Source organism: Paenibacillus sp. HWE-109 (assembly GCF_022163125.1).
GTDB lineage: Bacteria > Bacillota > Bacilli > Paenibacillales > NBRC-103111 > Paenibacillus_E.
Genome location: NZ_CP091881.1, coordinates 3,262,435 through 3,286,271, shown reverse-complemented (window position 1 = coordinate 3,286,271; position 23,837 = coordinate 3,262,435). Strand labels below are relative to the sequence as shown.

25 protein-coding genes are annotated in these 23,837 nt (G+C 43.0%); 24 read left to right on the top strand and 1 reads right to left on the bottom strand.

Going from position 1 to position 23,837, the window contains the following annotated elements:
* Positions 1-29 precede the first annotated feature (29 nt).
* Complete coding sequence (locus tag LOZ80_RS13585) at positions 30-1,601, bottom strand: YifB family Mg chelatase-like AAA ATPase (RefSeq protein WP_238171918.1); 1,572 nt, start codon at positions 1,599-1,601, stop codon at positions 30-32.
* A gap of 191 nt (positions 1,602-1,792) precedes the next feature.
* Between LOZ80_RS13585 and LOZ80_RS13580 the strand changes: the two genes are divergently transcribed.
* The 24 genes from LOZ80_RS13580 to LOZ80_RS13465 all read left to right on the top strand — a co-directional run bounded on the left by LOZ80_RS13580 (position 1,793) and on the right by LOZ80_RS13465 (position 23,810).
* Positions 1,793-2,050 (top strand): hypothetical protein, encoded by a 258-nt coding sequence (locus LOZ80_RS13580; protein WP_238171917.1) that lies wholly within the window; start codon positions 1,793-1,795, stop codon positions 2,048-2,050.
* A 282-nt stretch (positions 2,051-2,332) separates the two neighbouring features.
* Positions 2,333-3,493, top strand: coding sequence for an ADP-forming succinate--CoA ligase subunit beta (sucC, locus tag LOZ80_RS13575; RefSeq protein WP_238171916.1), 1,161 nt, complete (start codon positions 2,333-2,335; stop codon positions 3,491-3,493).
* A gap of 49 nt (positions 3,494-3,542) precedes the next feature.
* Positions 3,543-4,475 carry a succinate--CoA ligase subunit alpha gene (gene sucD, locus LOZ80_RS13570; RefSeq protein WP_238171915.1) on the top strand — a complete coding sequence of 311 codons (933 nt, stop codon included), beginning with the start codon at positions 3,543-3,545 and terminating at the stop codon, positions 4,473-4,475.
* A 115-nt stretch (positions 4,476-4,590) separates the two neighbouring features.
* Positions 4,591-5,682, top strand: coding sequence for a DNA-processing protein DprA (gene dprA, locus LOZ80_RS13565; protein WP_238171914.1), 1,092 nt, complete (start codon positions 4,591-4,593; stop codon positions 5,680-5,682).
* A 70-nt stretch (positions 5,683-5,752) separates the two neighbouring features.
* Positions 5,753-7,855 (top strand): type I DNA topoisomerase, encoded by a 2,103-nt coding sequence (gene topA / locus LOZ80_RS13560; RefSeq protein ID WP_189012868.1) that lies wholly within the window; start codon positions 5,753-5,755, stop codon positions 7,853-7,855.
* 12 nt (positions 7,856-7,867) lie between these two features.
* Positions 7,868-9,184 carry an FADH(2)-oxidizing methylenetetrahydrofolate--tRNA-(uracil(54)-C(5))-methyltransferase TrmFO gene (gene trmFO, locus LOZ80_RS13555; protein ID WP_238171913.1) on the top strand — a complete coding sequence of 439 codons (1,317 nt, stop codon included), beginning with the start codon at positions 7,868-7,870 and terminating at the stop codon, positions 9,182-9,184.
* A 195-nt stretch (positions 9,185-9,379) separates the two neighbouring features.
* Positions 9,380-9,934, top strand: a complete 555-nt coding sequence (gene hslV / locus LOZ80_RS13550) for an ATP-dependent protease subunit HslV (protein WP_189012870.1) — start codon at positions 9,380-9,382, stop codon at positions 9,932-9,934.
* Positions 9,935-9,971: 37 nt separating this feature from the next.
* Positions 9,972-11,366, top strand: a complete 1,395-nt coding sequence (hslU, locus tag LOZ80_RS13545) for an ATP-dependent protease ATPase subunit HslU (RefSeq protein WP_238171912.1) — start codon at positions 9,972-9,974, stop codon at positions 11,364-11,366.
* Between the two features lie 39 nt (positions 11,367-11,405).
* Entirely contained in the window at positions 11,406-12,191 is a 786-nt protein-coding gene (gene codY, locus LOZ80_RS13540; RefSeq protein WP_238171911.1) for a GTP-sensing pleiotropic transcriptional regulator CodY, read from the top strand.
* 227 nt (positions 12,192-12,418) lie between these two features.
* The gene (flgB, locus tag LOZ80_RS13535) at positions 12,419-12,826 is read left to right on the top strand and encodes a flagellar basal body rod protein FlgB (protein WP_238171910.1); all 408 of its coding nucleotides are present in this window, start codon (positions 12,419-12,421) and stop codon (positions 12,824-12,826) included.
* Positions 12,827-12,832: 6 nt separating this feature from the next.
* On the top strand, positions 12,833-13,282 hold the full coding sequence (gene flgC, locus LOZ80_RS13530; protein ID WP_238171909.1) for a flagellar basal body rod protein FlgC: 450 nt from the start codon (positions 12,833-12,835) through the stop codon (positions 13,280-13,282).
* Positions 13,283-13,309: 27 nt separating this feature from the next.
* The gene (gene fliE / locus LOZ80_RS13525; protein ID WP_189012882.1) at positions 13,310-13,618 is read left to right on the top strand and encodes a flagellar hook-basal body complex protein FliE; all 309 of its coding nucleotides are present in this window, start codon (positions 13,310-13,312) and stop codon (positions 13,616-13,618) included.
* A gap of 43 nt (positions 13,619-13,661) precedes the next feature.
* Positions 13,662-15,245: a flagellar basal-body MS-ring/collar protein FliF gene (gene fliF, locus LOZ80_RS13520; RefSeq protein WP_238171908.1), complete on the top strand. Its 1,584-nt coding sequence runs from the start codon at positions 13,662-13,664 to the stop codon at positions 15,243-15,245.
* Positions 15,246-15,257: 12 nt separating this feature from the next.
* Entirely contained in the window at positions 15,258-16,274 is a 1,017-nt protein-coding gene (gene fliG / locus LOZ80_RS13515; protein ID WP_189012884.1) for a flagellar motor switch protein FliG, read from the top strand.
* Positions 16,267-17,082 (top strand): FliH/SctL family protein, encoded by an 816-nt coding sequence (locus LOZ80_RS13510; protein WP_238171907.1) that lies wholly within the window; start codon positions 16,267-16,269, stop codon positions 17,080-17,082. Before fliG ends, LOZ80_RS13510 begins: the two co-directional genes overlap by 8 nt.
* A 2-nt stretch (positions 17,083-17,084) precedes the next feature.
* Complete coding sequence (gene fliI / locus LOZ80_RS13505) at positions 17,085-18,410, top strand: flagellar protein export ATPase FliI (protein ID WP_189012886.1); 1,326 nt, start codon at positions 17,085-17,087, stop codon at positions 18,408-18,410.
* Positions 18,411-18,419: 9 nt separating this feature from the next.
* The gene (gene fliJ / locus LOZ80_RS13500; RefSeq protein ID WP_238171906.1) at positions 18,420-18,863 is read left to right on the top strand and encodes a flagellar export protein FliJ; all 444 of its coding nucleotides are present in this window, start codon (positions 18,420-18,422) and stop codon (positions 18,861-18,863) included.
* Positions 18,864-18,886: 23 nt separating this feature from the next.
* Positions 18,887-19,804 (top strand): MotE family protein, encoded by a 918-nt coding sequence (locus LOZ80_RS13495; RefSeq protein WP_238171905.1) that lies wholly within the window; start codon positions 18,887-18,889, stop codon positions 19,802-19,804.
* Between the two features lie 33 nt (positions 19,805-19,837).
* A complete protein-coding gene (locus LOZ80_RS13490; protein ID WP_238171904.1) occupies positions 19,838-21,271 on the top strand; it encodes a flagellar hook-length control protein FliK in 1,434 nt (477 codons plus the stop codon).
* Between the two features lie 33 nt (positions 21,272-21,304).
* Positions 21,305-21,748 (top strand): flagellar hook capping FlgD N-terminal domain-containing protein, encoded by a 444-nt coding sequence (locus tag LOZ80_RS13485; protein ID WP_238171903.1) that lies wholly within the window; start codon positions 21,305-21,307, stop codon positions 21,746-21,748.
* Positions 21,745-22,131 (top strand): TIGR02530 family flagellar biosynthesis protein, encoded by a 387-nt coding sequence (locus tag LOZ80_RS13480; RefSeq protein ID WP_238171902.1) that lies wholly within the window; start codon positions 21,745-21,747, stop codon positions 22,129-22,131. Before LOZ80_RS13485 ends, LOZ80_RS13480 begins: the two co-directional genes overlap by 4 nt.
* Before the next feature lie 88 nt (positions 22,132-22,219).
* Positions 22,220-23,041 (top strand): flagellar basal body rod protein FlgG, encoded by an 822-nt coding sequence (gene flgG, locus LOZ80_RS13475; RefSeq protein WP_238171901.1) that lies wholly within the window; start codon positions 22,220-22,222, stop codon positions 23,039-23,041.
* Between the two features lie 61 nt (positions 23,042-23,102).
* Positions 23,103-23,324, top strand: coding sequence for a flagellar FlbD family protein (locus LOZ80_RS13470; protein ID WP_189012901.1), 222 nt, complete (start codon positions 23,103-23,105; stop codon positions 23,322-23,324).
* Complete coding sequence (locus tag LOZ80_RS13465; protein ID WP_189012902.1) at positions 23,325-23,810, top strand: flagellar basal body-associated FliL family protein; 486 nt, start codon at positions 23,325-23,327, stop codon at positions 23,808-23,810.
* Positions 23,811-23,837: the final 27 nt, after the last annotated feature.

Genomic DNA, 23,837 nt, shown 5'->3' with positions numbered 1-23,837 from the left:
CGACGCATTAGAAGGCTCTTTTGTTATTGTTATATTTCAATTTCTTCGATCCGCTGCTTTTTATCCAATTTCCGATACTGAATGGCTTCAGCCAGATGCTGAGGCAGAATCTCATTGCTGCCATCCAAATCCGCAATGGTTAAGGCCAAGCGCAAAATACGGTCATGAGCTCTAGCGCTAAGGCCTAATGCCTCAAAAGAGGCATGAAGCAATTGTTCGCCGTCGGGTGTTAACTGACAGATTTCTCTCATTAGATTTCCGCTTAATTCGTTGTTGTAATGAATGCTGGTTCCCGCGTACCGGTTTTGCTGTCGATGATGGGCAAGCATGACCTGTGATAACATTTCTCGCGAAGATAAATGATGCTTGCGCTCTTTTAGTTGCAAGTAGCTTGGTTTAGGTACTTCGACATGAAGATCGATACGATCAAGCAAAGGACCGGATATTTTGGAGCGATAGTTCACTATTTTGGCAGGGCTGCAAATGCAAATATTGGTTTCTGTTTCTGCACCGTAGAAGCCGCAAGGGCATGGGTTCATAGCAGCAGCTAAAATAAATTGCGAAGGGAACGTATAGACAGCCCTCGCTCTGGCGATGGTCACGTAACGATCTTCAAGCGGTTGCCTAAGCACCTCTAAGGCATTTCGCGAGAACTCGGGCAATTCATCCAAGAACAGAATGCCCCTATGCGACAAGCTCACTTCGCCTGGTTTAGGAATACTGCCGCCGCCAACAAGACCAGCGGGAGATATCGTATGATGGGGTGCTCGAAAGGACCTGATTCGCATCAATGATGAACGATCAATGAGCTTGCCTGACGCGCTATATATCTTCGTAACTTCCAAGGCTTCTAGATCGGACATCGGAGGGAGGATGGATGGCATACGCTTAACCAACATTGTTTTTCCTGTTCCCGGAGGTCCAATGAGGAGGATATTATGCATTCCCGCTGCTGCGATCATCATCGCGCGCTTAACTTGGTAATGACCGTTGACGTCCGCGTAATCTTCGACAAAATGTGAAGTTTTCGAATAATTTGTCGAAGATTCGCTATCTTTATTATTAATGACATTAAATATATGAAAAGACTCGGAGTCTTTGTTCCAAAGTTTGAAATCAGCTAAATTCGTAATGCCACATACCTCTATTCCGGCGATCAACGCTGCTTCAGAGGCATTTGCCAGAGGCAGGCAAACACGCCTCATTCCTAGCAACTTCGCAGCATGTGTCATCGACAAAACGCCAGGAATGGGGCGGAGTGAGCCATCGAGCGCGAGTTCTCCCAGGAATAAAGTTTGCTGGAAGCAATCCGCAGGGATTTGTCCAGTTGTAATTAAAATGGCAACCGCAATAGCGAGGTCGAACGAGGAGCCCTCCTTGCGCAAATCAGCGGGTGCTAAATTTACTGTTATGCGATCCATAGGAAAGCTGAACCCGCTATTTTTAATGGAAGAACGAACCCTTTCAACGGATTCTCTGACAGCGGGGTCGGGGAGTCCTACCAAATTAATCTGCGGCAACCCGCTTGATATATCGACTTCAACTTCGATGGGTTGTCCTTCGATTCCCTGCAAACATGCGCTTACTACTTTACCGTACATCAAAAAGCACCTTCCTCTCTTAGGTTACGCAGTATGAAGCATACTGTCATAAAGTTGGATAAAAGGTGCTTCCTTATCGATCCTTGTATTTGTATTGTAAGCGAATATGGTAAAATTACGCAATTCCTAAAATGTCAGAAAGGCGTTTTAAATGGCGCCTCTATGCACATACTGGAACTAGAGGTGATGATATGCAGGAGAAACCCTATTTTTGCCCCAATTGTCGTTCCAACCGAGTAAAATTCAGTGTAATTACCAGTTATGCGCAATCGTTTCAGAAGGATGCCCTTTCCGGCAGTATAACGGAATTTAAAGATCCTGATGCGATAGCAGAGAGTGAGCCGACGATTCAATGCTTAATTTGTCATTTCACGGGCAATGAGCTTAGGTTCATCAAACAAGCGGAACGCGAACCGCGAATGAATACGCCAACAACACCGCTTTACTAGGCAATTCAAGCTAGACGTATTTTTCAGATGATGGAAAATACGTCTTTTTTATGTGCAAAGTGATAGCTAAAGTTTTTCAGCGTGAAAGGAAACTTTGAATGGATTAACGAAAAAAATAAGGAAACTGTCGAAAATAAGTGATACAATGGTTAGGGCTTGTGAAGAAGTGTGATACTAATTCCGGCAGCAAGAATTATTTCGTGCAGAACGCAATCAGGAAATTACACTTTTCCCCTGTATAGCACGTATAGAAAGTCCACACTGATAGGAGGATTTTAGGAAATGAATATCCATGAGTATCAAGGCAAAGAAGTCCTGAGACAGTACGGAGTCAGCGTTCCTAACGGAAAAGTTGCTTTTACCGTTGATGAGGCTGTTGAAGCAGCAAAAGAACTCGGAACATCCGTCGTCGTAGTTAAGGCGCAAATTCATGCCGGAGGTCGCGGTAAGGCAGGCGGCGTTAAGGTAGCTAAAAGCCTCGACGAAGTTCGTACATATGCTAGCGAGATTCTTGGTAAAGTGCTTGTCACTCACCAAACAGGTCCAGAAGGTAAAGAAGTAAAACGCCTTTTGATCGAAGAGGGCTGTGACATTAAAAAAGAATATTATGTCGGTGTAGTTGTTGACCGTGCTACAGGCAGCGTCGTTTTGATGGCTTCTGAAGAAGGCGGTACGGAGATTGAAGAAGTAGCTGAGCATTCTCCTGAGAAAATTTTCAAAGAGGTTGTAGATCCAGCAATCGGTCTTCAAGCTTTCCAAGCACGTAGACTTGCTTACGCGATCAACATTCCTAATGAGCTTGTCAACAAAGCAGTTAAATTCATGCTTGCTCTCTATAAAGCATTCGTTGAGAAAGACGCATCTATTGCCGAAATCAACCCTTTGGTTGTAACAGGCTCTGGTGACGTTATGGCTCTCGATGCCAAATTGAACTTCGATTCCAACGCGCTTTTCCGTCACAAAGACATCGTAGATCTTCGTGATCTTGAAGAAGAAGACGCGAAAGAAATTCAAGCTTCCAAGTACGACCTGAGCTACATCGCTCTTGATGGAAACATCGGTTGTATGGTTAACGGCGCAGGACTTGCAATGGCCACTATGGACATTATCAAGCACTACGGCGGAGACCCGGCTAACTTCCTAGACGTAGGGGGCGGTGCTACGAAAGAGAAAGTTACTGAAGCATTCAAAATCATCTTGTCCGATGAGCAAGTTAAAGGGATTTTCGTTAACATTTTCGGTGGGATTATGCGTTGTGACGTTATTGCTGATGGCGTTGTCGCTGCTGCAAGAGAGCTTGGACTTTCCCGTCCGCTCGTTGTTCGTCTAGAAGGAACTAACGTTGAACTTGGCAAAAAGATTCTTAATGAATCCGGCTTGAACATCGTTGCGGCTGACTCCATGGCAGACGGCGCACAAAAAATCGTTGCACTTGTGAAATAATCTAAACCCGAGTGGTTTTAACTAATATAGGGGATGTGAACAAAAGATCATGAGTATTTTGGTCAATAAAGATACAAAAGTCATTACTCAAGGGATTACCGGCGCTACGGGTTTGTTTCATACCAAAGGCGGACTGGAATATGGCACACAAATGGTTGGTGGCGTAACGCCTGGTAAAGGCGGTACGAAAGTAGATATCACATTGGAAAACGGTGAGCTTGTTCAGCTTCCGGTTTTTAACACAGTTATCGATGCCAAGAATGCAACAGGAGCTACAGCATCGGTTATTTATGTACCACCTGCTTTCGCAGCGGAGTCCATTATTGAAGCTATTGAAGCTGAGCTTGAGCTTGTTATCTGTATCACGGAAGGTATTCCGGTTCTTGATATGGTAAAAGTGAAACGTTACCTGGAAGGTAAGAAAACGGTTCTTATCGGACCTAACTGCCCAGGCGTTATCACACCAGGTGAGTGTAAAATTGGTATTATGCCAGGATACATTCATACACCAGGCCATGTAGGCGTTGTTTCCCGTTCCGGGACTTTGACTTACGAAGCTGTTCATCAATTGACTACACGTGGAATCGGTCAATCCTCCGCTGTTGGTATCGGTGGAGATCCGGTTAAAGGTTCTGAGTTCATTGATATCCTCAAACGTTTCAATGAAGATCCAGACACCTATGCGGTTATCATGATCGGTGAGATCGGTGGTACGGCTGAAGAAGAAGCGGCTGAGTGGGTTGCTGCTAACATGACGAAGCCAGTTGTTGGCTTTATCGGTGGTAAAACGGCGCCTCCAGGAAAACGTATGGGACATGCTGGCGCCATTATTTCCGGTGGTAAAGGTACTGCTGCTGAGAAAGTTGCAACAATGGAAAGATGCGGAATCCGCGTAGCTGCAACACCTTCTGAAATGGGCTCTACGCTTGTAAGTGTCCTTGAAGAAAAAGGCATGCTGGATAAAGTTATCACAAAAAAATAGTCTTCTTATGAAGAAGGTAGGCAACCTTCCATATCCCTGACATAGGGATTTGGGAGGTTTTTTGTTTTTCTACAAAGGCAGGTATTTGTCATTCGAGTGGGGAGTGTATATACTTATGGATAATCGATTGATTTTAATTGGACTTCATGAGCTTGAAGGTGTTGGCTGGAAAACGATTCTTCATTTACTAAACCATTTTCCGGAGCCGGAACGTTTATTAACGTTGTCAACAGCTGAACTAACTGCCAAAGGGATTCGAGCATCCGTCGCTGCCCAAATCGCCACACAGTTTAGCCCATCTTTTATTGAAGAAAAACTTCTCTTATATAGGAAGCAATCGATTCAAATCATTACGATTTGGGATGATGAATACCCGCCAATACTCAAAGAAATTGCACAACCACCGTGGGTGCTGTATGTTAAAGGGAATCTTTCTTTGTTAAAAAGGCCAATCCTAGGTATAGTTGGGACAAGAACGCCTACACTGTATGGTAAGAGGATTGCTGAGGAATGGGCAGAAGCACTTTCCAGAACTGGATTCAGCATAGTGAGTGGACTTGCCAGAGGCATAGACAGTAAAGCTCATATCGGGGCTCTAAAAGGCAAATCGAAGACAGTTGCTGTCCTCGGCTGTGCTATCAATCACATTTATCCGCGTGAAAACGCACTATTATATAAGCGTATTGAACAAGAAGGCGTCATCATCTCCGAATATCCGATTGGTACAGGGATGAGACCCGGGATGTTTCCCCAGCGGAATCGGATTATTGCCGGTCTATCGCTTGGTGTTACCGTTGTGGAAGCAGCAGCTGATAGTGGGTCATTAATAACGGTTGATTTTGCCCTCGAAGAATCACGTGATGTATTTGCTGTTCCAGGTCCTATTGACTCCAAACAAAGCGTTGGCGCTCTCAAACTTCTTAAAGATGGCGCCAAATTAGTGACTCAAGTCGAGGAGATTCTGGAGGAGTATAAACATATCATCCGTATGGAGGAACTAGGCGCAAGTAAGAAACAATCACAGCTGTTTACACTAACGGTTGAGGAAGACGAAATTTTCCGGAAAATGTCGAATCAACCAGTCTCAATTGACAGCTTGTTAGAGGATGGTCAATTTACGTTTGGACATTTGCATGCAGTTCTGTTATCTTTGGTAATGAAAAAGGCGATTAAACAGCTTCCAGGTTCTACTTACATCTTAGCATAGGCTAATTAAGAAGTTTTTCTTCTCGCCAATAGACGTTACCTTGAAACCAAGAGGGGAGGAAGGACGATCCATGGCGGATTCTTTAGTCATAGTGGAGTCACCGGCAAAAGCCAAAACCATTGGCAAATATTTAGGCAGTAAATTTATTGTAAAAGCCTCGATGGGTCATATTCGCGACCTTCCGAAGAGCCAAATTGGCGTAGAAGTGGATCGTAACTTTGAGCCTAAATACATAACTATCCGTGGTAAAGGTTCTATCCTTAAAGAATTAAAAGATGCCAGCAAAAAAGTTAAAAAAATATATCTGGCGGCGGATCCGGATCGTGAAGGTGAAGCAATTGCCTGGCACTTAGCGCACTATTTGGACGTGGGTGCCGACGAGCTCTGTCGCGTAGTATTTAACGAAATTACGAAAGACGCGGTTAAAGATGCGTTCAAAACGCCTCGCCGAATCAATCAAGATCTTGTTAATGCGCAGCAAGCCAGACGGATCTTGGATCGACTTGTTGGTTATAAAATCAGCCCTTTACTTTGGAAAAAAGTAAAAAAAGGACTTTCTGCAGGCCGTGTACAATCAGTCGCAGTTAAATTAATTCAAGATCGCGAAAATGAAATCAAAGCCTTCGAACCGGAAGAGTACTGGTCCATCACCGTAGTACTTGATGCTGGGAAGACGGTGTTCGAAGCCAAGTATCACAGCATTAATGGAGAGAAGAAAGAACTCCATTCGAATGAGGACGTTGAACAGATTTTAGCTGCGATGGGCAGCGATGCTTTTACGGTGAAAGAAGTGAAAGAGAAAGAGCGAGCTCGTAATCCTTCCCCACCATTCATCACGAGCTCCATGCAGCAGGAAGCTGCGAGAAAGCTTAATTTCAGAGCTTCCAAGACAATGTCTGTAGCCCAACAATTATATGAAGGAATAGATTTGGGGAAAGAAGGTACGGTTGGTCTTATCACTTACATGCGTACCGATTCGACACGGATTTCACCAATCGCACAAGAAGAAGCCAAAGATTTTATCATTCATAAATATGGTCCGACATTTTATCCTGAAACACCCCGTATGTACACGAAAAAGAACGCGAATGCACAGGATGCGCATGAAGGCATTCGTCCTACTTCCGTGCTGAGGGAACCGGATCAAATGAAGGAGTATCTCAGCAAAGATCAATATCGGCTGTATAAGTTGGTTTGGGATCGCTTTGTAGCGAGTCAGATGTCCTCGGCAGTCTTAGATACAATGACGATTGATTTGACAGCAGGGGAAACGATATTCCGTGCGAACGGCTCCAAAATGAAATTTGCTGGTTTTATGAAAGTTTATGTCGAGAGCAACGATGATGGTACGACAGAAGAGGATAAATTGCTGCCTCCTCTGACGAAGGGAGATACCCTCCAGAAACAAAGCATCGATCCGAAGCAGCATTTTACTCAACCGCCACCACGGTATACGGAAGCGCGTTTGGTGCGAGCGCTGGAGGAAATGGGTATTGGTCGTCCAAGTACATATGCGCCAACGTTGGAGACGATTCAAAAGCGTGGCTATGTGGCGATTGAAGAGAAGAAATTCGTGCCCACGGAACTCGGTGAGCTTGTGATTCAATTAATGCAGGAATTCTTCCCGGAAATCCTAGATGTTGAATTCACAGCTCATATGGAAGAAGAACTCGATTTTGTTGAAGAGGGCAAGGAAGATTGGGTACGGGTTTTGGATTCCTTTTACAAATCCTTCGAGAAGCGACTTGAATTCGCTGAAGAGGAAATGAAAGAAATTGAAATTCAAGACGAAGTTTCCGATGAAATTTGCGAGAAGTGCGGCAAGCATCTGGTTTATAAAATGGGGCGTTTCGGCAAGTTTCTGGCTTGCTCGGGTTTCCCGGATTGCCGTAATACGAAGCCAATTATCAAAGATATTGGCGTTACATGCCCAACGTGCAAGACGGGCAAGATCGTAGAGCGCAGAAGTAAAAAAGGACGTGTATTCTATGGCTGTGACCAATATCCAGCTTGTGATTTCGTTTCCTGGGATAAGCCGGTCAATAAGCCATGTCCCGCTTGCAGCTCAATGATGATCGAGAAAAGAAGCAAGAACGGCGTAATGATTCAGTGTACGCAGTGTGATCATAAAGAAGAAGCAAGTGACGATTCATCCGACGATATGAAAGATTAGAGGTGTCTGATTTTGCCAGAATATCCAAGAGTAACAGTCATCGGTGCAGGATTGGCTGGAAGTGAAGCCGCCTGGCAGATTGCCCGTCAAGGTGTGCCTGTTACTTTATATGAAATGCGTAATGTTCGTAAAACACCAGCTCATATTACCGATCAATTCGCTGAGCTCGTGTGCAGCAACTCGCTTCGTTCCAATGGCCTGACCAATGCGGTAGGTGTTTTGAAGGAAGAAATGAGAAAGCTGGATTCACTCATTCTGTCTTGCGCAGATCAGCATGCTGTACCTGCAGGAGGGGCATTAGCGGTTGACCGCGATGGTTTCTCGCAAGCTGTAACCTCAACTCTGCGCAACCATCCGCTTATTGAGGTTCGCAATGAGGAAGTTGAAACTCTGCCAGATGGCATTGTTGTAGTCGCATCTGGTCCTTTAACTTCACCAGCATTGTCTGCGGATCTCAAACAATTGATGGGAGAAGAATACCTCTACTTCTATGATGCTGCAGCTCCTATCGTAGAGAAGGATTCTATCGATATGAACAAGGTGTATCTGGCTTCCCGATACGATAAAGGGGAAGCAGCTTATCTCAACTGTCCAATGACGGAAGAGGAGTTTAATGTTTTCTATGAAGCATTGATCACAGCAGAGGTAGCAGAACTCAAGGAATTCGAGAAAGAAATCTATTTCGAAGGATGTATGCCGCTTGAAGTTATGGCTAAACGCGGCAAACAAACGGTTTTATTCGGGCCAATGAAACCTGTTGGATTAGTAAATCCACATACAGGCAAATTGCCGCACGCTGTCGTTCAACTTCGTCAAGATAACGCAGCCGGAACTTTATTTAATTTGGTAGGCTTCCAAACCCATCTGAAATGGGGGGAGCAGAAACGTGTTTTATCATTGATTCCTGGGCTTGAGCAAGCCGAGTTTGTACGTTACGGTGTTATGCATCGGAATACGTTCATCAACTCGCCTAGGCTGCTTAATCCGACGTATCAATACAAAAACAGGGAAAATCTTTTCTTTGCTGGTCAAATGACTGGTGTTGAAGGATATGTAGAGTCGGCCGCTTCGGGACTAATTGCTGGTATGAACGCTGGTCGTTTGGCAAAAGGTGAGGCATGCGTGACTCTGCCTGCTGAAACAACGTTAGGAAGTATGGCTAACTATATTACCGAAGCGGACGTGAAGCACTTCCAACCGATGAATGCAAATTTCGGATTACTTCCACAATTGCCGGAACGAATTCGCAATAAAAAAGAAAAATACGAGAAGTTGGCTAACCGTGCGTTAGAAAGTATTCAGAATTTTTCGAAAACACTTGCTGAATAAGTTGTAATCGTACTATTTCTTGTGGTACTATAATTATGTTTTGTGGTATTTTTCATTTGTTTCCTCATACATTTACCTCTAGATGCGGTCTTTTTTCGAAACGACCTCGCTAGGGGTTTATCTCTTTTATGAGACCGAAACCAAGAAAAATTGTTTTTAATGTGATGTATGATTCCATTTGAGAGGTGATAAGGGATGGATTCCAATCAAGCAACGTTTCATGCAACAACTATTTTTGCTATTCGTCATCAAGGTAAAGGGGCTATTGCCGGAGATGGGCAAGTGACATTTGGCAACAGCATGATTATGAAAAGCAGTGCCAAAAAAGTACGGCGTTTACATAGAGGGAAAGTTATCGCTGGATTTGCCGGCTCTGTTGCCGATGCTATTACGCTTTTTGAGAAGTTTGAAGGTAAGCTGGAGGAACATCACGGGAACTTGCAGCGTGCCGCGGTTGAGCTTACCAAGGATTGGCGGCAGGATCGTGTGCTGCGCAGACTGGAAGCTATGATGATTGTGATGGATGCTTCGGGGTTGCTGCTTCTCTCCGGGAATGGAGAGGTCATCGAACCTGATGATGGTATTTTGGCTATTGGATCTGGAGGCAGTTTCGCTTTAGCTGCTGGAAGAGCGCTGCATAGGCATGCATCTACACTGAGTGCCAAAGAAATTGCTCATGCTGCTTTAACGACAGCTGCTGAGATTTGTGTGTTCACCAACCACAATATAATTGTCGAAGAGATCGAATAACGTATCTGAAGGTAAATCTTTGAGGAGGGTATCCTAGATGGCCAACAGCTCCCTTACACCTAAACAAATTGTTCAAGAATTGGATCGCTATATAGTAGGTCAGAAAAAAGCAAAAAAATCAGTGGCTATTGCCCTGCGGAATCGTTATCGGAGAAACCTGGTCGACGAAGCCATGAGGGATGAAATTGTTCCGAAGAACATTCTGATGATTGGCCCAACTGGTGTAGGCAAAACGGAAATTGCCCGCAGACTTGCCAAATTGGTCGGTGCTCCATTCATTAAGGTAGAGGCTACGAAATTCACCGAAGTCGGTTACGTGGGACGAGATGTGGAGTCCATGGTTCGCGATTTAACGGAAACGGCTGTCCGTATGGTGAAGGCTGAACGTATGGAGAAAGTTAAAGATAGAGCAGAGAAATTGGCCAATGAGCGCTTAGTTACCTTGTTAGTGCCAAGTGCTACACGCGCCAAAACGCAGCGTAATCCGTTTGAAATGCTGTTCGGTGGTCAGAACCAACCAGAGCAGGAAGAAGCTCCAGACCCTACGCTATCCACTAAGCGGGCAGATATTGCTGAACAATTGACACACGGTAAATTAGAGAATGAGCTTGTTGAGATTGAGGTTGAAGATTCTTCTCCTTCCATGATGGATATGCTCGCAGGTCAAGGCAATGAGCAAGCTGGTATGAACATGCAAGAAATGTTTGGCAACTTGCTGCCTAAGAAAATGAAAAAGCGAAAGCTGCCTGTCAAAGAAGCTAGAAAAGTTCTGACCCAAGAAGAGGCACAACGCTTGATCGATATGGATGAAGTCATCCAGGAATCGATTCATCGTGCTGAACAGTCCGGCATTATTTTTATTGATGAAATAGATAAAATAGCGAGCAACAGCCGCGGCGGAAGCGGTCCGGATATTTCTCGAGAAGGCGTGCAACGAGACATTTTGCCAATTGTTGAGGGCTCAACGGTTGTGACTAAATATGGTCCTGTGAAGACGGATTACGTCTTATTTATTGGCGCTGGCGCTTTCCACATAGCGAAGCCATCTGATTTGATTCCAGAGCTGCAAGGGAGATTCCCGATCCGGGTTGAATTGAATGATTTAACGCTGGAGGATTTCGTTTCTATTTTGAAAGAGCCCAAAAATGCACTAACCAAACAATATACAGCTTTATTGCAAACTGAAGGTATAACGGTCGAGTTTGCGGAAGAAGCTATTTATGAAATCGCGCGAATTGCTGTGGAAGTGAACCAGAATACGGAAAATATCGGGGCAAGAAGATTGCATACGATTTTGGAGAAGCTGCTAGAGGATCTGTCCTATGAAGCGCCAGAGATAACACTTGAATCGATCGTTATTAATCCGGAATATGTTCGTGATAAGCTTGGGGATATTGTTCAAAACCGAGATTTAAGTCAGTATATTTTATAAATGTATGTGTGCACGGTAATGTAAGTAGGAGGCAGTTAAATGAGTTTACTAAACAAAACAAGAAGGCTGAATCGATTGCTGCAAAAGGAAGCAGGCAATGCGGTTAGCTTTATGGATATGGCAGAAGTGTTAAGGGATATTGTCATTGCCAATATCTATGTGGTAAGTCGTAAAGGCAAAATCCTTGGTTATGCCACGACAAATGATCCGGTTTCGTTGGAGATGAATCAATCCATTCTCATCGAACGCAGGTTTCCGACAGAGTCCAATAATCTTCTTTTGAAGATCGAGGAAACATCGGCAATCGCTGAACAAGACAGCCCCTATTTCTATTATACAGAGCAGATGAAAGACATGTTTCCATATATCCATACGACTTTAGTACCAATTATTGGGGGAGGGAGTCGTCTAGGGACGCTGATATTAAGTCGGAATGAAGGCACCTTCATTGATGATGATTTGGTTTTGGCGGAGTACGGATCAACTGTAATCGCGATGGAGATTCTCAGAGAACGTGCTGAAGAGATCGAAGAAGAAGCTAGAAGCAAAGCAGTTGTTCAAGTGGCAATCGGCTCTTTATCATTTAGTGAAATGGAAGCTGTCGAGCACATTTTTGAGGAATTAGATGGCAAGGAAGGGCTTCTAGTAGCTAGTAAAATTGCGGATCGAGTCGGCATTACACGTTCAGTGATTGTTAATGCGCTCCGTAAACTGGAGAGTGCGGGAGTCATCGAAACGCGTTCTCTGGGTATGAAGGGCACTTATATCCGTATATTAAATGAACAATTAATGCAAAGTATCGAACAGATTAAGACGAAGCTATAGCAAACATAAGGAAAAGCCCTGTCTTGTAAAAAGATAGGGCTTTTTTCTTATTGTAAGTTAGGCTAATATCTTAGATGATAAGAAATGTAACAAGGAGTTTTACATATTTCTACATTATGGAACTAATTTGAATTAATTTAATAAAAATAATGTCGAAATAAGAAGGAATCATTCAATCTATTGTTGAAGTACTAAAGGAAAATGCTATAGAAAGGAGGGTAACGTCTATGTCTTTGTTAGACAAACCAAGTTGGAACTTAATGGAGCGATCGCTTGATGCATCGACCTTGAGACAAAAGGTGGTAGCGAATAACGTTGCCAATGTTGATACACCCTACTTTAAGCGTTCAGATGTGCAATTTGAAGATCTTCTGCAAAATCAAATGAGTTCATCGACACCCTCTATAGAAGGTTATCGGACAGACAGTAGGCATTTCTTTATAGGTAAAACTTCAAATTTGCCAAATACAGAAATAAAAACCGATGAATCGACAGCAATCAACAATAATATGAACAATGTGGATATGGATTATGAAATGTCTTTGATGGCTAAGAACCAACTTAAATACAACACGATGATTCAGCAAATGAACAGTGAATTCAAAAAGATGCGTACAGTGTTAGGAGGGAAGTAATAACCTATGAGACTTACAAATGGATTTGATATTAGTTCTTCTGCACTGACAGCACAGCGGTTAAGGATGGACGTTGTTTCCTCTAACATAGCGAATGCGGATACGACACGCGCGAAATTTGTAGATGGCAAATGGGTTCCCTATACAAGGAAATTAGTTTCATTCGAAACAAAGTCGCAACCAAGCTTTGCTCAATCGCTTCAATCAGCCATGGCTGACGGAACGGGAGAAGGTGTAAGGGTAAATAAAATCTTTGAAGATAACTCTCCATTGAAACAAGTCTACAATCCGACACATCCGGATGCAGACGGAAATGGCTTTGTGTATATGCCAAACGTCGATGTTCTCAAAGAGATGGTTGATATGATGTCTGCTACACGATCATATGAAGCAAACGTAACCGCATTAAATGCAAGCAAAGCAATGATTACGAAGGCTTTAGAGATTGGAAGATAAAGTAGATAAACTACAGGAGGTTGCATCATGATTGACAAAATCAGTTACAGTCCGCTCAATATCATGAGCTCCGTTCAACCCAAGAGTGATGCCGGCGAAGGGGCCGCTGACCTCGGTAAAAGATTTGGATCTTTTCTGAATGATGCTATTACAAACTTGAATACGCAACAACAGCAAGTGGACCAGTTGAATCAGAGTTTCATTAAAGGTGAACTTTCCGATGTGCATCAACTGACAATTGCCTCCGAGAAAGCATCGTTGGGACTTGAACTGACCGTACAAGTCAGAAATAAAGTTCTAGAAGCTTACCAAGAAATGATGAGAATGCAGCTGTGATTTTAATAAATGCTGCTAAACTTTGGTTCGATGAGGTGAAAGTGTGAACGAGAACCTGCTCCAGTACTGGGAAAAGGTGAAGCAATATTGGAATCGATACAGTAAGACGACAAAAATCACTTTCATAGCAACCGTGTTCTTATTGATTCTAACTGCCGCAATTATAAGTATTAATTTATCCAAGACTGATTATTCATTGGCTTTTACAGAACTACAGCCAAGCGATGCTTCCGCTATTAAAGGTTATCTGGATACAGCTAAGATTCCTTATAAACTTAGTGCTGATGGTAAAAGTATCGAAGTTCCTACCAGTGAAGTAGCAAATGTGAAACTTGGGGTAGAATCACAAGGTTTAAATAAAAATGGGTCATTAGGCTTCGGTGCTTTTAGCAACAGCAGTTCATTTGGTATCACAGATAACGAATTTAAAGTGAAATATTTGAATGCAATTCAAGGGGAATTGCAGCAGCTGATTAATTCGAATCAAGCGATCGGCAGTTCAAAGGTTTTGATTTCACTGCCGGAACAAGGTCCGTTCTTACAACAGCAGCAAGAGAAAGCGACAGCATCTGTCGTCTTGCAAATGAAGCAAGGCTATTCATTAGATCAAGCCAAGATTGATACGATTTATAATTTAGTCTCTCACAGTGTCAAGAATCTTCCCGTGGAGAATATCACCATCTCTAACCAATATGGGGAAAGCCTAGTGTCTTCTACGGCAGGTGGAACTTCTTCATCAAGTCTGGTTTCGAATCAATCAGATATTAACAATCAATTCCGAAATGATTTGCAGAAAAACATCAATAATATGCTTGGAACTATGTTTGGTCGCGATAAAGTGAATGTTAGTGTCTTCTCGACGATGAATTTCGATCAAAAGAAGAGTAAAGAGCAGCTTGTCAGCGCACCAAATCAAGTGGATCAAAAAGGTTTGGAAATCTCTTTGCAAGAAGCTACTGAGTCTTATGTTAATAAAGGCGCTGATGCAGCAAGCGGAGTTCCAGGCACAGGGTCGACGGATGTACCAGGATATCCGGGTTCTAGCGCCTCAGGTAATTCCAATTCCGAGAAAAATAGCAAGACCGTTAATTATGAAGTAAATAGAATTACGAACGATATTATTTCTACTCCTTATGTTGTCAAAGATTTAAGCATTAATGTCGGTATTGAACCACCTGTTGCAGATGATCCTAACTCTTTGACGGCTGAAACCAAGACTGCGGTTCAAAATGCATTAGTGAACATTGTTAGAACGGCATTAGCGGATAACAAGGTTACTTATACAGACGAAGACTTGCAGAAAAAAGTTACGGTGTTTGCACATTCTTTTGCGAAACCGAAAGATACGCTTGCTTCCAAAACTACGCAGTATTTGATGTATGGTGGTCTTGCACTAGCGGCGCTTGCAATTGGACTTATTGCTGGACTCGCGATCAGAAAGCGGAGACGTGCAGCAGCGCAATTGGAACAAGATATGAACTTGGCAGCGAGCAAAGCTGAGCTTCCTACCGTGGATATTGAAAATGTAACTAATGACAACCAAGTACGTAAGCAACTGGAAGCTCTTGCGAAAAAGCGCCCAGAAGACTTTGTTAACTTACTTCGTACTTGGTTAGTAGACGAATAGAGGTGCACTTGTATGGCCAGAGCTGCTCTGCAAGGGTTAACCGGACGACAAAAGGCAGCCATTCTTTTGATCAGTTTAGGCCCTGAGGTGTCTGCACAAATATTTAAACACTTGCGAGAAGAAGAAATCGAACAATTGACGCTTGAAATTGCGAATGTCAGAAAAGTAGACTCTTTGGAAAAAGAAGCGATCTTATCTGAATTCCATCAAATTTGTTTAGCGCAAGAGTTTATCTCGCAGGGGGGTATTGCGTACGCCAAGGATATTTTGGAAAAGGCGTTGGGTACTCAGAAAGCATTTGATATCATTAATCGTTTGACGGCAACGTTGCAAGTTAGACCTTTTGATTTTGCAAGAAAAGCGGACCCGGCTCAAATTCTGAATTTTATTCAGAATGAAAATTCTCAAACAATCGCTTTGGTGTTGTCCTATTTACAGGCAGAACAAGCTTCCATTATTTTGTCTTCCTTGCCACAAGAAAAGCAAGCGGATGTTGCGAAACGCATCGCACTTATGGATAGTACTTCGCCTGAAGTGATAAGCCAAGTAGAACGTGTGCTGGAGCAGAAGCTTTCTTCTACCGTTACGCAAGATTATACAAATGCAGGTGGTATTGCTTCTATCGTCCAAATTTTGAATGGTGTTGACCGCGGAACAGAGCGTACAATTCTCGACTCCCTAGAAATTCAGGATCCAGAGTTGGCCGAAGAAATCAAAAAACGGATGTTTGTATTCGAAGATATTGTCAATATCGACAATCGTTCTATTCAGCGTATTATTCGTGATATTGAGAATGCCGATTTGCAGCTCGCACTCAAAGTTGCAAGCGAGGAAGTACGCGATGTATTGTTCAAAAACATGTCCAAACGTATGGCCGAGACGTTCAAGGAAGAAATGGAATTCATGGGTCCTGTTCGTTTGCGTGATGTGGAAGAAGCTCAAACTAGAATCGTTGCCACTATTCGCCGTCTAGAGGAATCAGGTGAAATCATCATTGCACGTGGTGGAGGAGACGATATTATTGTCTAATATCATTAAATCATTTGCTTATTTCCCTTTAGATGATAAGAAGTTAGTCGAAACCATTTCTCCTCTTCCGTTCATGCAAGAACAAGATTCTAATGAACTGACATTTGAGCAGCAACAGGAAATTGCAGAAGCAACATCGATGAAAGATCAGATCCTTCAAGATGCTGAAGCATTCGCAAATGAACAAATTCATCAGGCCATGCAGGAAACTACTGCACTTCGTGAACAAGCAAATGAAGAAATTAACCATTGGTGGGAAGCACGCCGTTCTCAAGATGAAGAACTTATTGCCAGTTCGAAGCAAGCTGGTTATGAAGAAGGTTACCAATTAGGAATGGTCCAAGCAGAAGATGTACTCAGACAAGAGCACGGAGAAATGCTGGCAGAAGCTCAAGCCATTTTGGAACAATCTTATAAGCTTAAACAACAAATCATACAGGAATCAGAACCTTTTCTGATTGAACTCAGTACCTCTATCGCGGAGAAAGTTATTGGTCGACAATTAACACTTCAGCCGGAATGGGTTATTGATTTAATTCAGTCTGTACTTTCGCGCAGACGTGAGAAGGGGATTATCGCTCTCTGCGTGGCACCTTCACAATTCGCCTATATTCAAGACGCGAGGGAAGAACTGCTTACATCGATTGACTCACAAGCAGAACTGCAAATCATTCCCGATTCCACTGTACAAGATCGGGGATGTGTAATCCGTTCGTCATTTGGGAGCATTGATGCAAGGATTGATACTCAGTTAAAAGAGATCAAGTCCGCCCTTCAACAACTGGCGACTCAAAGCGAGGGAATCTAATCATGAGTCATTCTTCGCCAAAAGCGGATAAATACAAAGAGCACTTGCACACCATTGATCCAATCCGAGTCAACGGTAAAGTGACCCAAGTCATTGGGTTAACGGTTGAATCTGAAGGGCCAGACGTAAGTATTGGTGACCTTTGTTACATTTATCCACATAAATCGAATAAGCCGTTAAAAGCTGAAGTTGTTGGTTTTCGCAGCAATAAAGTTATTCTTATGCCTTTGGGCGATTTAGATGCGATTGGTCCAGGATGTGATGTTGTCGGTACTGGAAAACCATTAACGGTTCAAGTGGGACACGAGTTGCTTGGTAAAGTATTAGACGGTTTAGGACAGCCTTTGGATGGTTCCTTCTTACCTTCAAGAATGGCGCAGTACTCGACCAATAATGTGCCAGGCAATCCACTCACGCGGCCTCGTGTGCTTCATCCAATTTCAGTTGGCGTTCGCTGTATTGACGGACTGCTGACTATTGGTAAGGGACAACGTGTCGGTATTTTCGCTGGTTCTGGTGTCGGAAAAAGTACATTGATGGGCATGATTGCCCGGAATACCTCAGCGGATGTCAATGTAATTGCTCTAATCGGAGAGCGTGGACGTGAGGTTCTGGACTTTATTGAAAGAGATTTAGGGCCTGAAGGGCTTGCGAGATCAGTTGTCATCGTTGCAACGTCGGATCAACCAGCTCTTATTCGAATTAAAGGCGCGATGATTGCTACCAGTATTGCTGAATACTTCCGAGATCGCGGTCTAAATGTCATGATGATGATGGATTCTGTTACCCGTTTTGCCATGGCACAACGTGAAGTCGGTCTTGCCGTCGGTGAACCTCCTGCTACACGGGGTTACACCCCTTCGGTTTTCGCCATGCTGCCACGTCTCTTGGAGCGTTCAGGGACCGGTCCCAAAGGATCTATTACAGCATTCTACACGGTTCTTGTTGACGGAGATGACATGAATGAGCCAATCGCTGATGCGGTGCGAGGTATTCTTGATGGTCATATCGTCTTGAACCGCAATATTGCCAACAGAGGACATTATCCAGCGATTGACGTGTTATCCAGTGTAAGTCGTGTTATGAAAGAAATTGTTCCCTCTGAACATATGGAAGCTGCCGATCAGTTGAAGCGACTTCTCTCTATATATAAAGATTCGGAAGACCTTATCAATATAGGGGCATACCAAAAAGGTTCTAATCCAAATATTGATTTGGCAATGGACAATATTGAGGCCATATGGGATTTCACCAAACAAAAGACGAGTGAAAAGTTAACTTATGAAGAAGCTCAAGAACGTTTGATTCATGAATTCTATAAGGGATGAGGGTCCTGAATGAACTTTCGCTATTCTTTCCAACAAATTGTCAACTTGAAAAACAATGAGAGAACACAGGCAGAGTGGATTTTGTCGGAGGCAATGGGTCAATTACGGACTGAAGAAACGAATTTATATGGATTATTTGAGCAAAAAGAAAATCTTCAGAATGAAATGGCGGATGAATCTAGTCATTCCGTATCCATTTCAAAAATGATGATGATGCAAAGCTACATGAATCATGTCGACCAACAAATTGCAAGAAAACATCAAGATGTGCAGCAAGCTCAACATATTGTACACAAAAAGCGAGAGCACCTCTCTGAAAGAATGGTTGACGAAAAGGTTTGGTCCAAAGCTAGAGAAAAAGCGTTCAACCAATTTCAAGCGTTCGTTGCCAAAAAAGAGCAGGATACGCTGGATGAAATGGCGACAAATCGTTTCAAGCGATTAACGTATTGAGGATGTAAAGGAGGGAAGAGGAGATGGCCGATACCAACATTGAGGGTGCATCCTATAGTGCACTGGAACGATTTCTGATATGGTTTGTCATCCCCTTTGTGTTCACGGCGGTTTTGCTCTTCGTGCTGTTATCTATCTTTGATTATGATATCAAGAGCAGTATTCAGAAGGCACTGCACAATACACCAGTCATAGGGACGATTGTTCCTGCTCCTAAGGAGAAAACCGTTGTGAACGGCACTGCTAAACCACAAACGGCTGAACAAAGCGTGAAAGTCAAAGATGATGAAATCACTAAGTTGAATGGAAGAGTTGCTGAATTGCAAGCAGCCCTTCAGAAAGCAGAGTCGACTTCAGAACAAAAAGATCTATCTATCAAAGATGCCCAGTCGAAATTGACCGAGCTCGAAGAAAAGTTGAAAGACAAAACGCAAACACAAGAAGAATACAATAATCAGATTACACAACTAGCTAATATGTACGCAAAAATGACGCCAAGCAAAGCGGCGCCAATCATCGAAGCCTTGACGCCGAAAGAAATGGTACTTATCTTCTCTATGATGAAATCCGACAGTCGAGGAGCGATTCTTGAAAAAATGGATGCAGCCAAGGCTGCTGAAGCTTCCATTGGACTCAAAGACGTTGTTCCTGTTCGGGACAAAGAAATTGCTGCTTTACAAGAAAGATTATCAACGAATGGTTCCAAAGATACGACAAAAGCAACTACAACCGTTAGTAAATCGGATCTCGGTCAAACATTTGCGAATATGACGCCAAAAAGCGCTTCAGCTGTTTTATTGGAAATGAATAAATCAAATCCAGAAAAGGTATTGGCAATTCTAAGTGGGATGGACAATGCCTCACGCTCAAAAGTCATGTCATCACTTTCAGATGCGAATAAGGAAATCGCTGCTGCCATTTCAGTCAAACTTGTTCAATAAGAAATGTGGATGTCATGAAGGGAGGTGAATAAAATGGATGTTCAAATAGCTAAAGTTCCAACTGCGAACACAACTTCCACAGCAACTGCTGGTAAAACAGCGTCCACGGATGCTGCATCCAAAGATGCTTTTAACCAAGTATTGGGAGGACAACTATCGCAGGAGTCAACTGCAGGGGAACAAAGTGCAACGGATCCCGCAATTTCACTGAATATGCTGCTGCAGATGCTGCAAAGTTTGGTTTTACCCATACAAGGAGCAGTTGCACAACCTAATCAAGGAACAGAGGACCAACCTCTTCCTGAGATGCTGCTTGAAGCGATGAATAGCAATCCAGCATTAGCAGAGCAATTGTTGCAAGACCCTAAAGTTGGCCAATGGTTTGCAGATGCTAAGCTGCTATTGCAAACGCTTGGTGACGGTCAAGCTAGCGGAGCCTTTCCTATATCGAATGGATTGAACTTGCAACCTGCAGATACGTTAAATTTAGATGCACAGAACACGTTGCTCGCGCTTGCTACTTTAACAAAACAACAACCGGACAACCCGATTGTGAAGTTTCTTAATCAAGACTTGCAGAACACGATTCAACCTTTGCTTCCTGAACTGATGGCGAATCTGAAAGGACCAGCTATATCCTCGAAACCAGCAACACCAGTTGTAGAAGCAGCAGAAGGATCAGTAGATGGAAACAAAGAAGAATTAGTTCATGTAGACAAAGCTAGTCATCATAAGCGTACAAGTAATCTGGTTTTGCCACAGAAACTGGATGGTGATTCATTCACACTTGTGCAACAACCTAAGTCCAGATTAGAACTGCTTGCGGCAAAAAATGTTTTTATTTCGTCAACGCTCGAGTCACAAACAGATTCCAAAGAATCTTTCGTTGACCTTGTGGATTTGCCAACGGAATCCAATCTGTCCACGAATACTGTTGTAACGATTGCAGATCTTCAGAAAGCACAGATCGCTAATACAGCTGTAGTTAAAGCTCCAGCAACTATTAACGCAGGTAATTTTGCTGAAGAAATGACAGAACATGTTCTGAAAAACATGAAGATTACAGTAGCTGGCTCATTCTCTGAAGCGAAACTTTCCTTGTTTCCCAAAAACCTGGGTCAAGTCGATGTTAGAATTTCCATGCATGACGGTCAATTGATCGCGCAATTCGCAGCGGATACTTTAGCCGGCAAGCAGATGTTAGAAAGTCAGCTTCCATCGCTAAGACAAGCACTTCAGGTTCAAGGTTTACAAGTCGAGAAACTGGAAGTTACGCAGAACCAGAATATGCAATCAAGTATGTTCCAGGATCAACGTCAACAACAGACCTTTGGTCAATCACAGCAGCAAAACAAGAATCGTACTGGCAATTTTCAAGAAGATTCTCTTGATTTTAATCAAGAAGTCGACAACATTGCTCAAGTTCGCACCGCTGTGAATGGAAACTCCTTCGATGTCATTGCCTAGATGAATACATATGAAGCAGTTGGAGGTGAAAGTATGGCTTCAAACCCGGTTGTAGGAAATGTGTCAGATTTAATTAATGCAGGCAATAATGCCAAGACGAAACAAAAAGACAACAATACATTAGGCAAAGATGATTTTCTCAAGATTTTGATCACACAGCTTCAAAATCAAGACCCGACTCAGCCTTTGCAAGATAAAGAGTTTATTGCTCAAATGGCACAGTTCACATCCGTTGAGCAATTGACGAATATGGCTGGCGAAATGAAGTTGATGCGCCAATCTCTTGGTTTCGTGTCAGGGTTAATTGGTAAATCGGTGACGTGGACGGATATAGATTCATCGGGTGCTTCCTCTGAAAAAACAGGTATTGTAGATTCCATTACATTTAAAGAAGGCAATCAGTATGCCTCTGTGAAGGGAGTGGAAATTTCTCTCGACAAGCTCAAAAAAATTGAGAATGTTGGAGAAACAAAATGACAGAGAGAATATCCATTGGACAGCTTTATCCTAATGCGGTTTCTCCGGCGTCTACGAGACGAACACCTGTACAGCAACCGGTATCTACACCCGGTATTCCCAAGTTTCAACAACTTCTTCAGGACCAATTTGTTCGTTTCAGTCATCATGCAGAGGTTAGACTTAAGGAGAGAGGCATTCAACTAAAGCCCGAGCAATTGGATAAACTTAGTCAAGCAATCGATAAGGTGGCCGCTAAAGGTGCCAAAGATGCGCTAATGATCCTGGGTGGCAATGCTTTGATTGTTAATGTTCCTAACCGAACCGTCGTGACGGCGCTTGATGGAACCTCTATGAATGAACATGTATTTACTCAAATCGACAGTGCCATTGTTATCGCATAAGAATCAGGCTCGACCGTGCAGGAAGCCTGGGGCTGTGGAACGAATGAAGCAGCTCATGATTTTAAAAACCGATTGGAGGCCCAAATAGATGTTAAGATCTTTATACTCAGGCGTTTCAGGTATGCGTGGTTTTCAAACTAAATTAGATGTTATCGGTAATAACATTGCCAACGTTAATACAATTGGTTTCAAAGGCAGCCGTGTTATGTTCAAAGACATTCTTAGCCAAACTGTTTCCGGTGTGAGTGCTCCCGATGACAACCGCGGTGGTGTGAATGCACAGCAAGTTGGTCTAGGAGTTAGTTTAGCTGCAATCGATACAATTCATACACCGGGTAGTGCAATGACTACTAATGTAACAACGGATTTACGTATTAATGGTGATGGATTTTTTGCAGTAGGGACTGCGGAGCAAACAGATGCGCCTTATCTTACAAGATCGGGGAATTTCACGCTAGATCCTACTCGCAACTTAGTTAATGCTGAAGGACTTCATGTGATGGGGGCTGAAGGTGCTGGCCCAATCGTTATTCCTGAGGACATTGTTTCTTTCTCAATCGCGCAAAATGGAGATATTATTGGTATCGACTCCACAGGTGCAACGGTTACAACAGGACAAAAAGTTGGTGTTGTTAAAGTCATCAATCCATCAGGACTTGAGAAAATTGGTGGGAATTTGTACCGTATGACAGCCAACGCGAATCCAGAAGGTGCTTTAACTATTGATGTGCCAGGCAATACAGCAACAGGTACGGGCACCCTGATCTCAGGTCAATTGGAAATGTCCAATGTTGATTTGACTGGTGAATTTACGGAGATGATCATCGCTCAACGTGGTTTCCAAGCGAATTCACGCATTATTACAACTTCCGATGAAGTGCTGCAAGAAGTCGTAAATCTTAAACGTTAATTTTCAGTAATGTGAAGTGAGGGGAGCTTGCCTCCCCTTATCCTGATACAGGAGGAGAAACATGATTTCTCTCACACGTTTAAACGGCAAGCCTATTTTTCTGAATGCCTTATTGATTGAACAGATTGAAGAGACTCCTGATACCATGATTAGTTTAACAACAGGAAAGAAAATCACAGTTCTCGAAAAGGCAGAGGTTGTGGTAAGCTTAGTGCGGACCTACATGCAGGAGATTGGCTCAGTTCGAGCGACTATTAAGTCCAAGGATGCGGAGGGTTCGTAAGTGTTTAAGAACAAAATTTTCATACTCATTGTCTCCATTCTAATTGCGATTACACTGATTTTGACAGCGGCCTTTGTATTATGGAACTTTATGGAGAAAAATAACGAATCCAAAGATCCTGCCGCCAAAGCACAAGATGCTGTTGCTAGTGTAAAACCGACCAAAGCACCTTCTGCTGAGGCAGTCAAAGCTAACACAGCCATTATCAAAGATATTTTAACAAACTTATCCGGCAGTCAGAATTTCATTAAAATTAGCTTCGCTTTTGAATTAGAAAATGCTAAGGGTAAAGCAGAGTTTGATAGTTTATTGGACTCCGCGGTCAAAGGAACAATTGTACAAGCTTTAGGTGATTTGACGAAAGATCAGATTGAAGGCAGCAAAGGTTCTGATAGTTTAACTTCAACTTTAATGAATAAACTAAACCCATTGTTACACGAAGGAAAAATCAAGCAAATTTGGATAACCGATAAAGTACTTCAATAACTCGCTTTTGATTTTGCTTAAAGGAGG

Excerpts from the sequence above, each read along its gene's own strand:
- sucC (WP_238171916.1), top strand. The coding sequence starts at position 2,333 with ATGAATATCCATGAGTATCAAGGCAAAGAAGTCCTGAGACAGTACGGA.
- hslU (WP_238171912.1), top strand. The coding sequence starts at position 9,972 with ATGGCCAACAGCTCCCTTACACCTAAACAAATTGTTCAAGAATTGGAT.
- hslV (WP_189012870.1), top strand. The coding sequence starts at position 9,380 with ATGGATTCCAATCAAGCAACGTTTCATGCAACAACTATTTTTGCTATT.
- flgB (WP_238171910.1), top strand. The coding sequence starts at position 12,419 with ATGTCTTTGTTAGACAAACCAAGTTGGAACTTAATGGAGCGATCGCTT.
- fliJ (WP_238171906.1), top strand. The coding sequence starts at position 18,420 with ATGAACTTTCGCTATTCTTTCCAACAAATTGTCAACTTGAAAAACAAT.
- LOZ80_RS13485 (WP_238171903.1), top strand. The coding sequence starts at position 21,305 with ATGGCTTCAAACCCGGTTGTAGGAAATGTGTCAGATTTAATTAATGCA.
- fliE (WP_189012882.1), top strand. The coding sequence starts at position 13,310 with ATGATTGACAAAATCAGTTACAGTCCGCTCAATATCATGAGCTCCGTT.
- LOZ80_RS13470 (WP_189012901.1), top strand. The coding sequence starts at position 23,103 with ATGATTTCTCTCACACGTTTAAACGGCAAGCCTATTTTTCTGAATGCC.
- LOZ80_RS13580 (WP_238171917.1), top strand. The coding sequence starts at position 1,793 with ATGCAGGAGAAACCCTATTTTTGCCCCAATTGTCGTTCCAACCGAGTA.
- LOZ80_RS13480 (WP_238171902.1), top strand. The coding sequence starts at position 21,745 with ATGACAGAGAGAATATCCATTGGACAGCTTTATCCTAATGCGGTTTCT.
- LOZ80_RS13490 (WP_238171904.1), top strand. The coding sequence starts at position 19,838 with ATGGATGTTCAAATAGCTAAAGTTCCAACTGCGAACACAACTTCCACA.
- flgG (WP_238171901.1), top strand. The coding sequence starts at position 22,220 with ATGTTAAGATCTTTATACTCAGGCGTTTCAGGTATGCGTGGTTTTCAA.
- fliG (WP_189012884.1), top strand. The coding sequence starts at position 15,258 with ATGGCCAGAGCTGCTCTGCAAGGGTTAACCGGACGACAAAAGGCAGCC.
- topA (WP_189012868.1), top strand. The coding sequence starts at position 5,753 with ATGGCGGATTCTTTAGTCATAGTGGAGTCACCGGCAAAAGCCAAAACC.
- codY (WP_238171911.1), top strand. The coding sequence starts at position 11,406 with ATGAGTTTACTAAACAAAACAAGAAGGCTGAATCGATTGCTGCAAAAG.
- LOZ80_RS13495 (WP_238171905.1), top strand. The coding sequence starts at position 18,887 with ATGGCCGATACCAACATTGAGGGTGCATCCTATAGTGCACTGGAACGA.
- fliI (WP_189012886.1), top strand. The coding sequence starts at position 17,085 with ATGAGTCATTCTTCGCCAAAAGCGGATAAATACAAAGAGCACTTGCAC.
- dprA (WP_238171914.1), top strand. The coding sequence starts at position 4,591 with ATGGATAATCGATTGATTTTAATTGGACTTCATGAGCTTGAAGGTGTT.
- LOZ80_RS13585 (WP_238171918.1), bottom strand. The coding sequence starts at position 1,601 with ATGTACGGTAAAGTAGTAAGCGCATGTTTGCAGGGAATCGAAGGACAA.
- flgC (WP_238171909.1), top strand. The coding sequence starts at position 12,833 with ATGAGACTTACAAATGGATTTGATATTAGTTCTTCTGCACTGACAGCA.
- sucD (WP_238171915.1), top strand. The coding sequence starts at position 3,543 with ATGAGTATTTTGGTCAATAAAGATACAAAAGTCATTACTCAAGGGATT.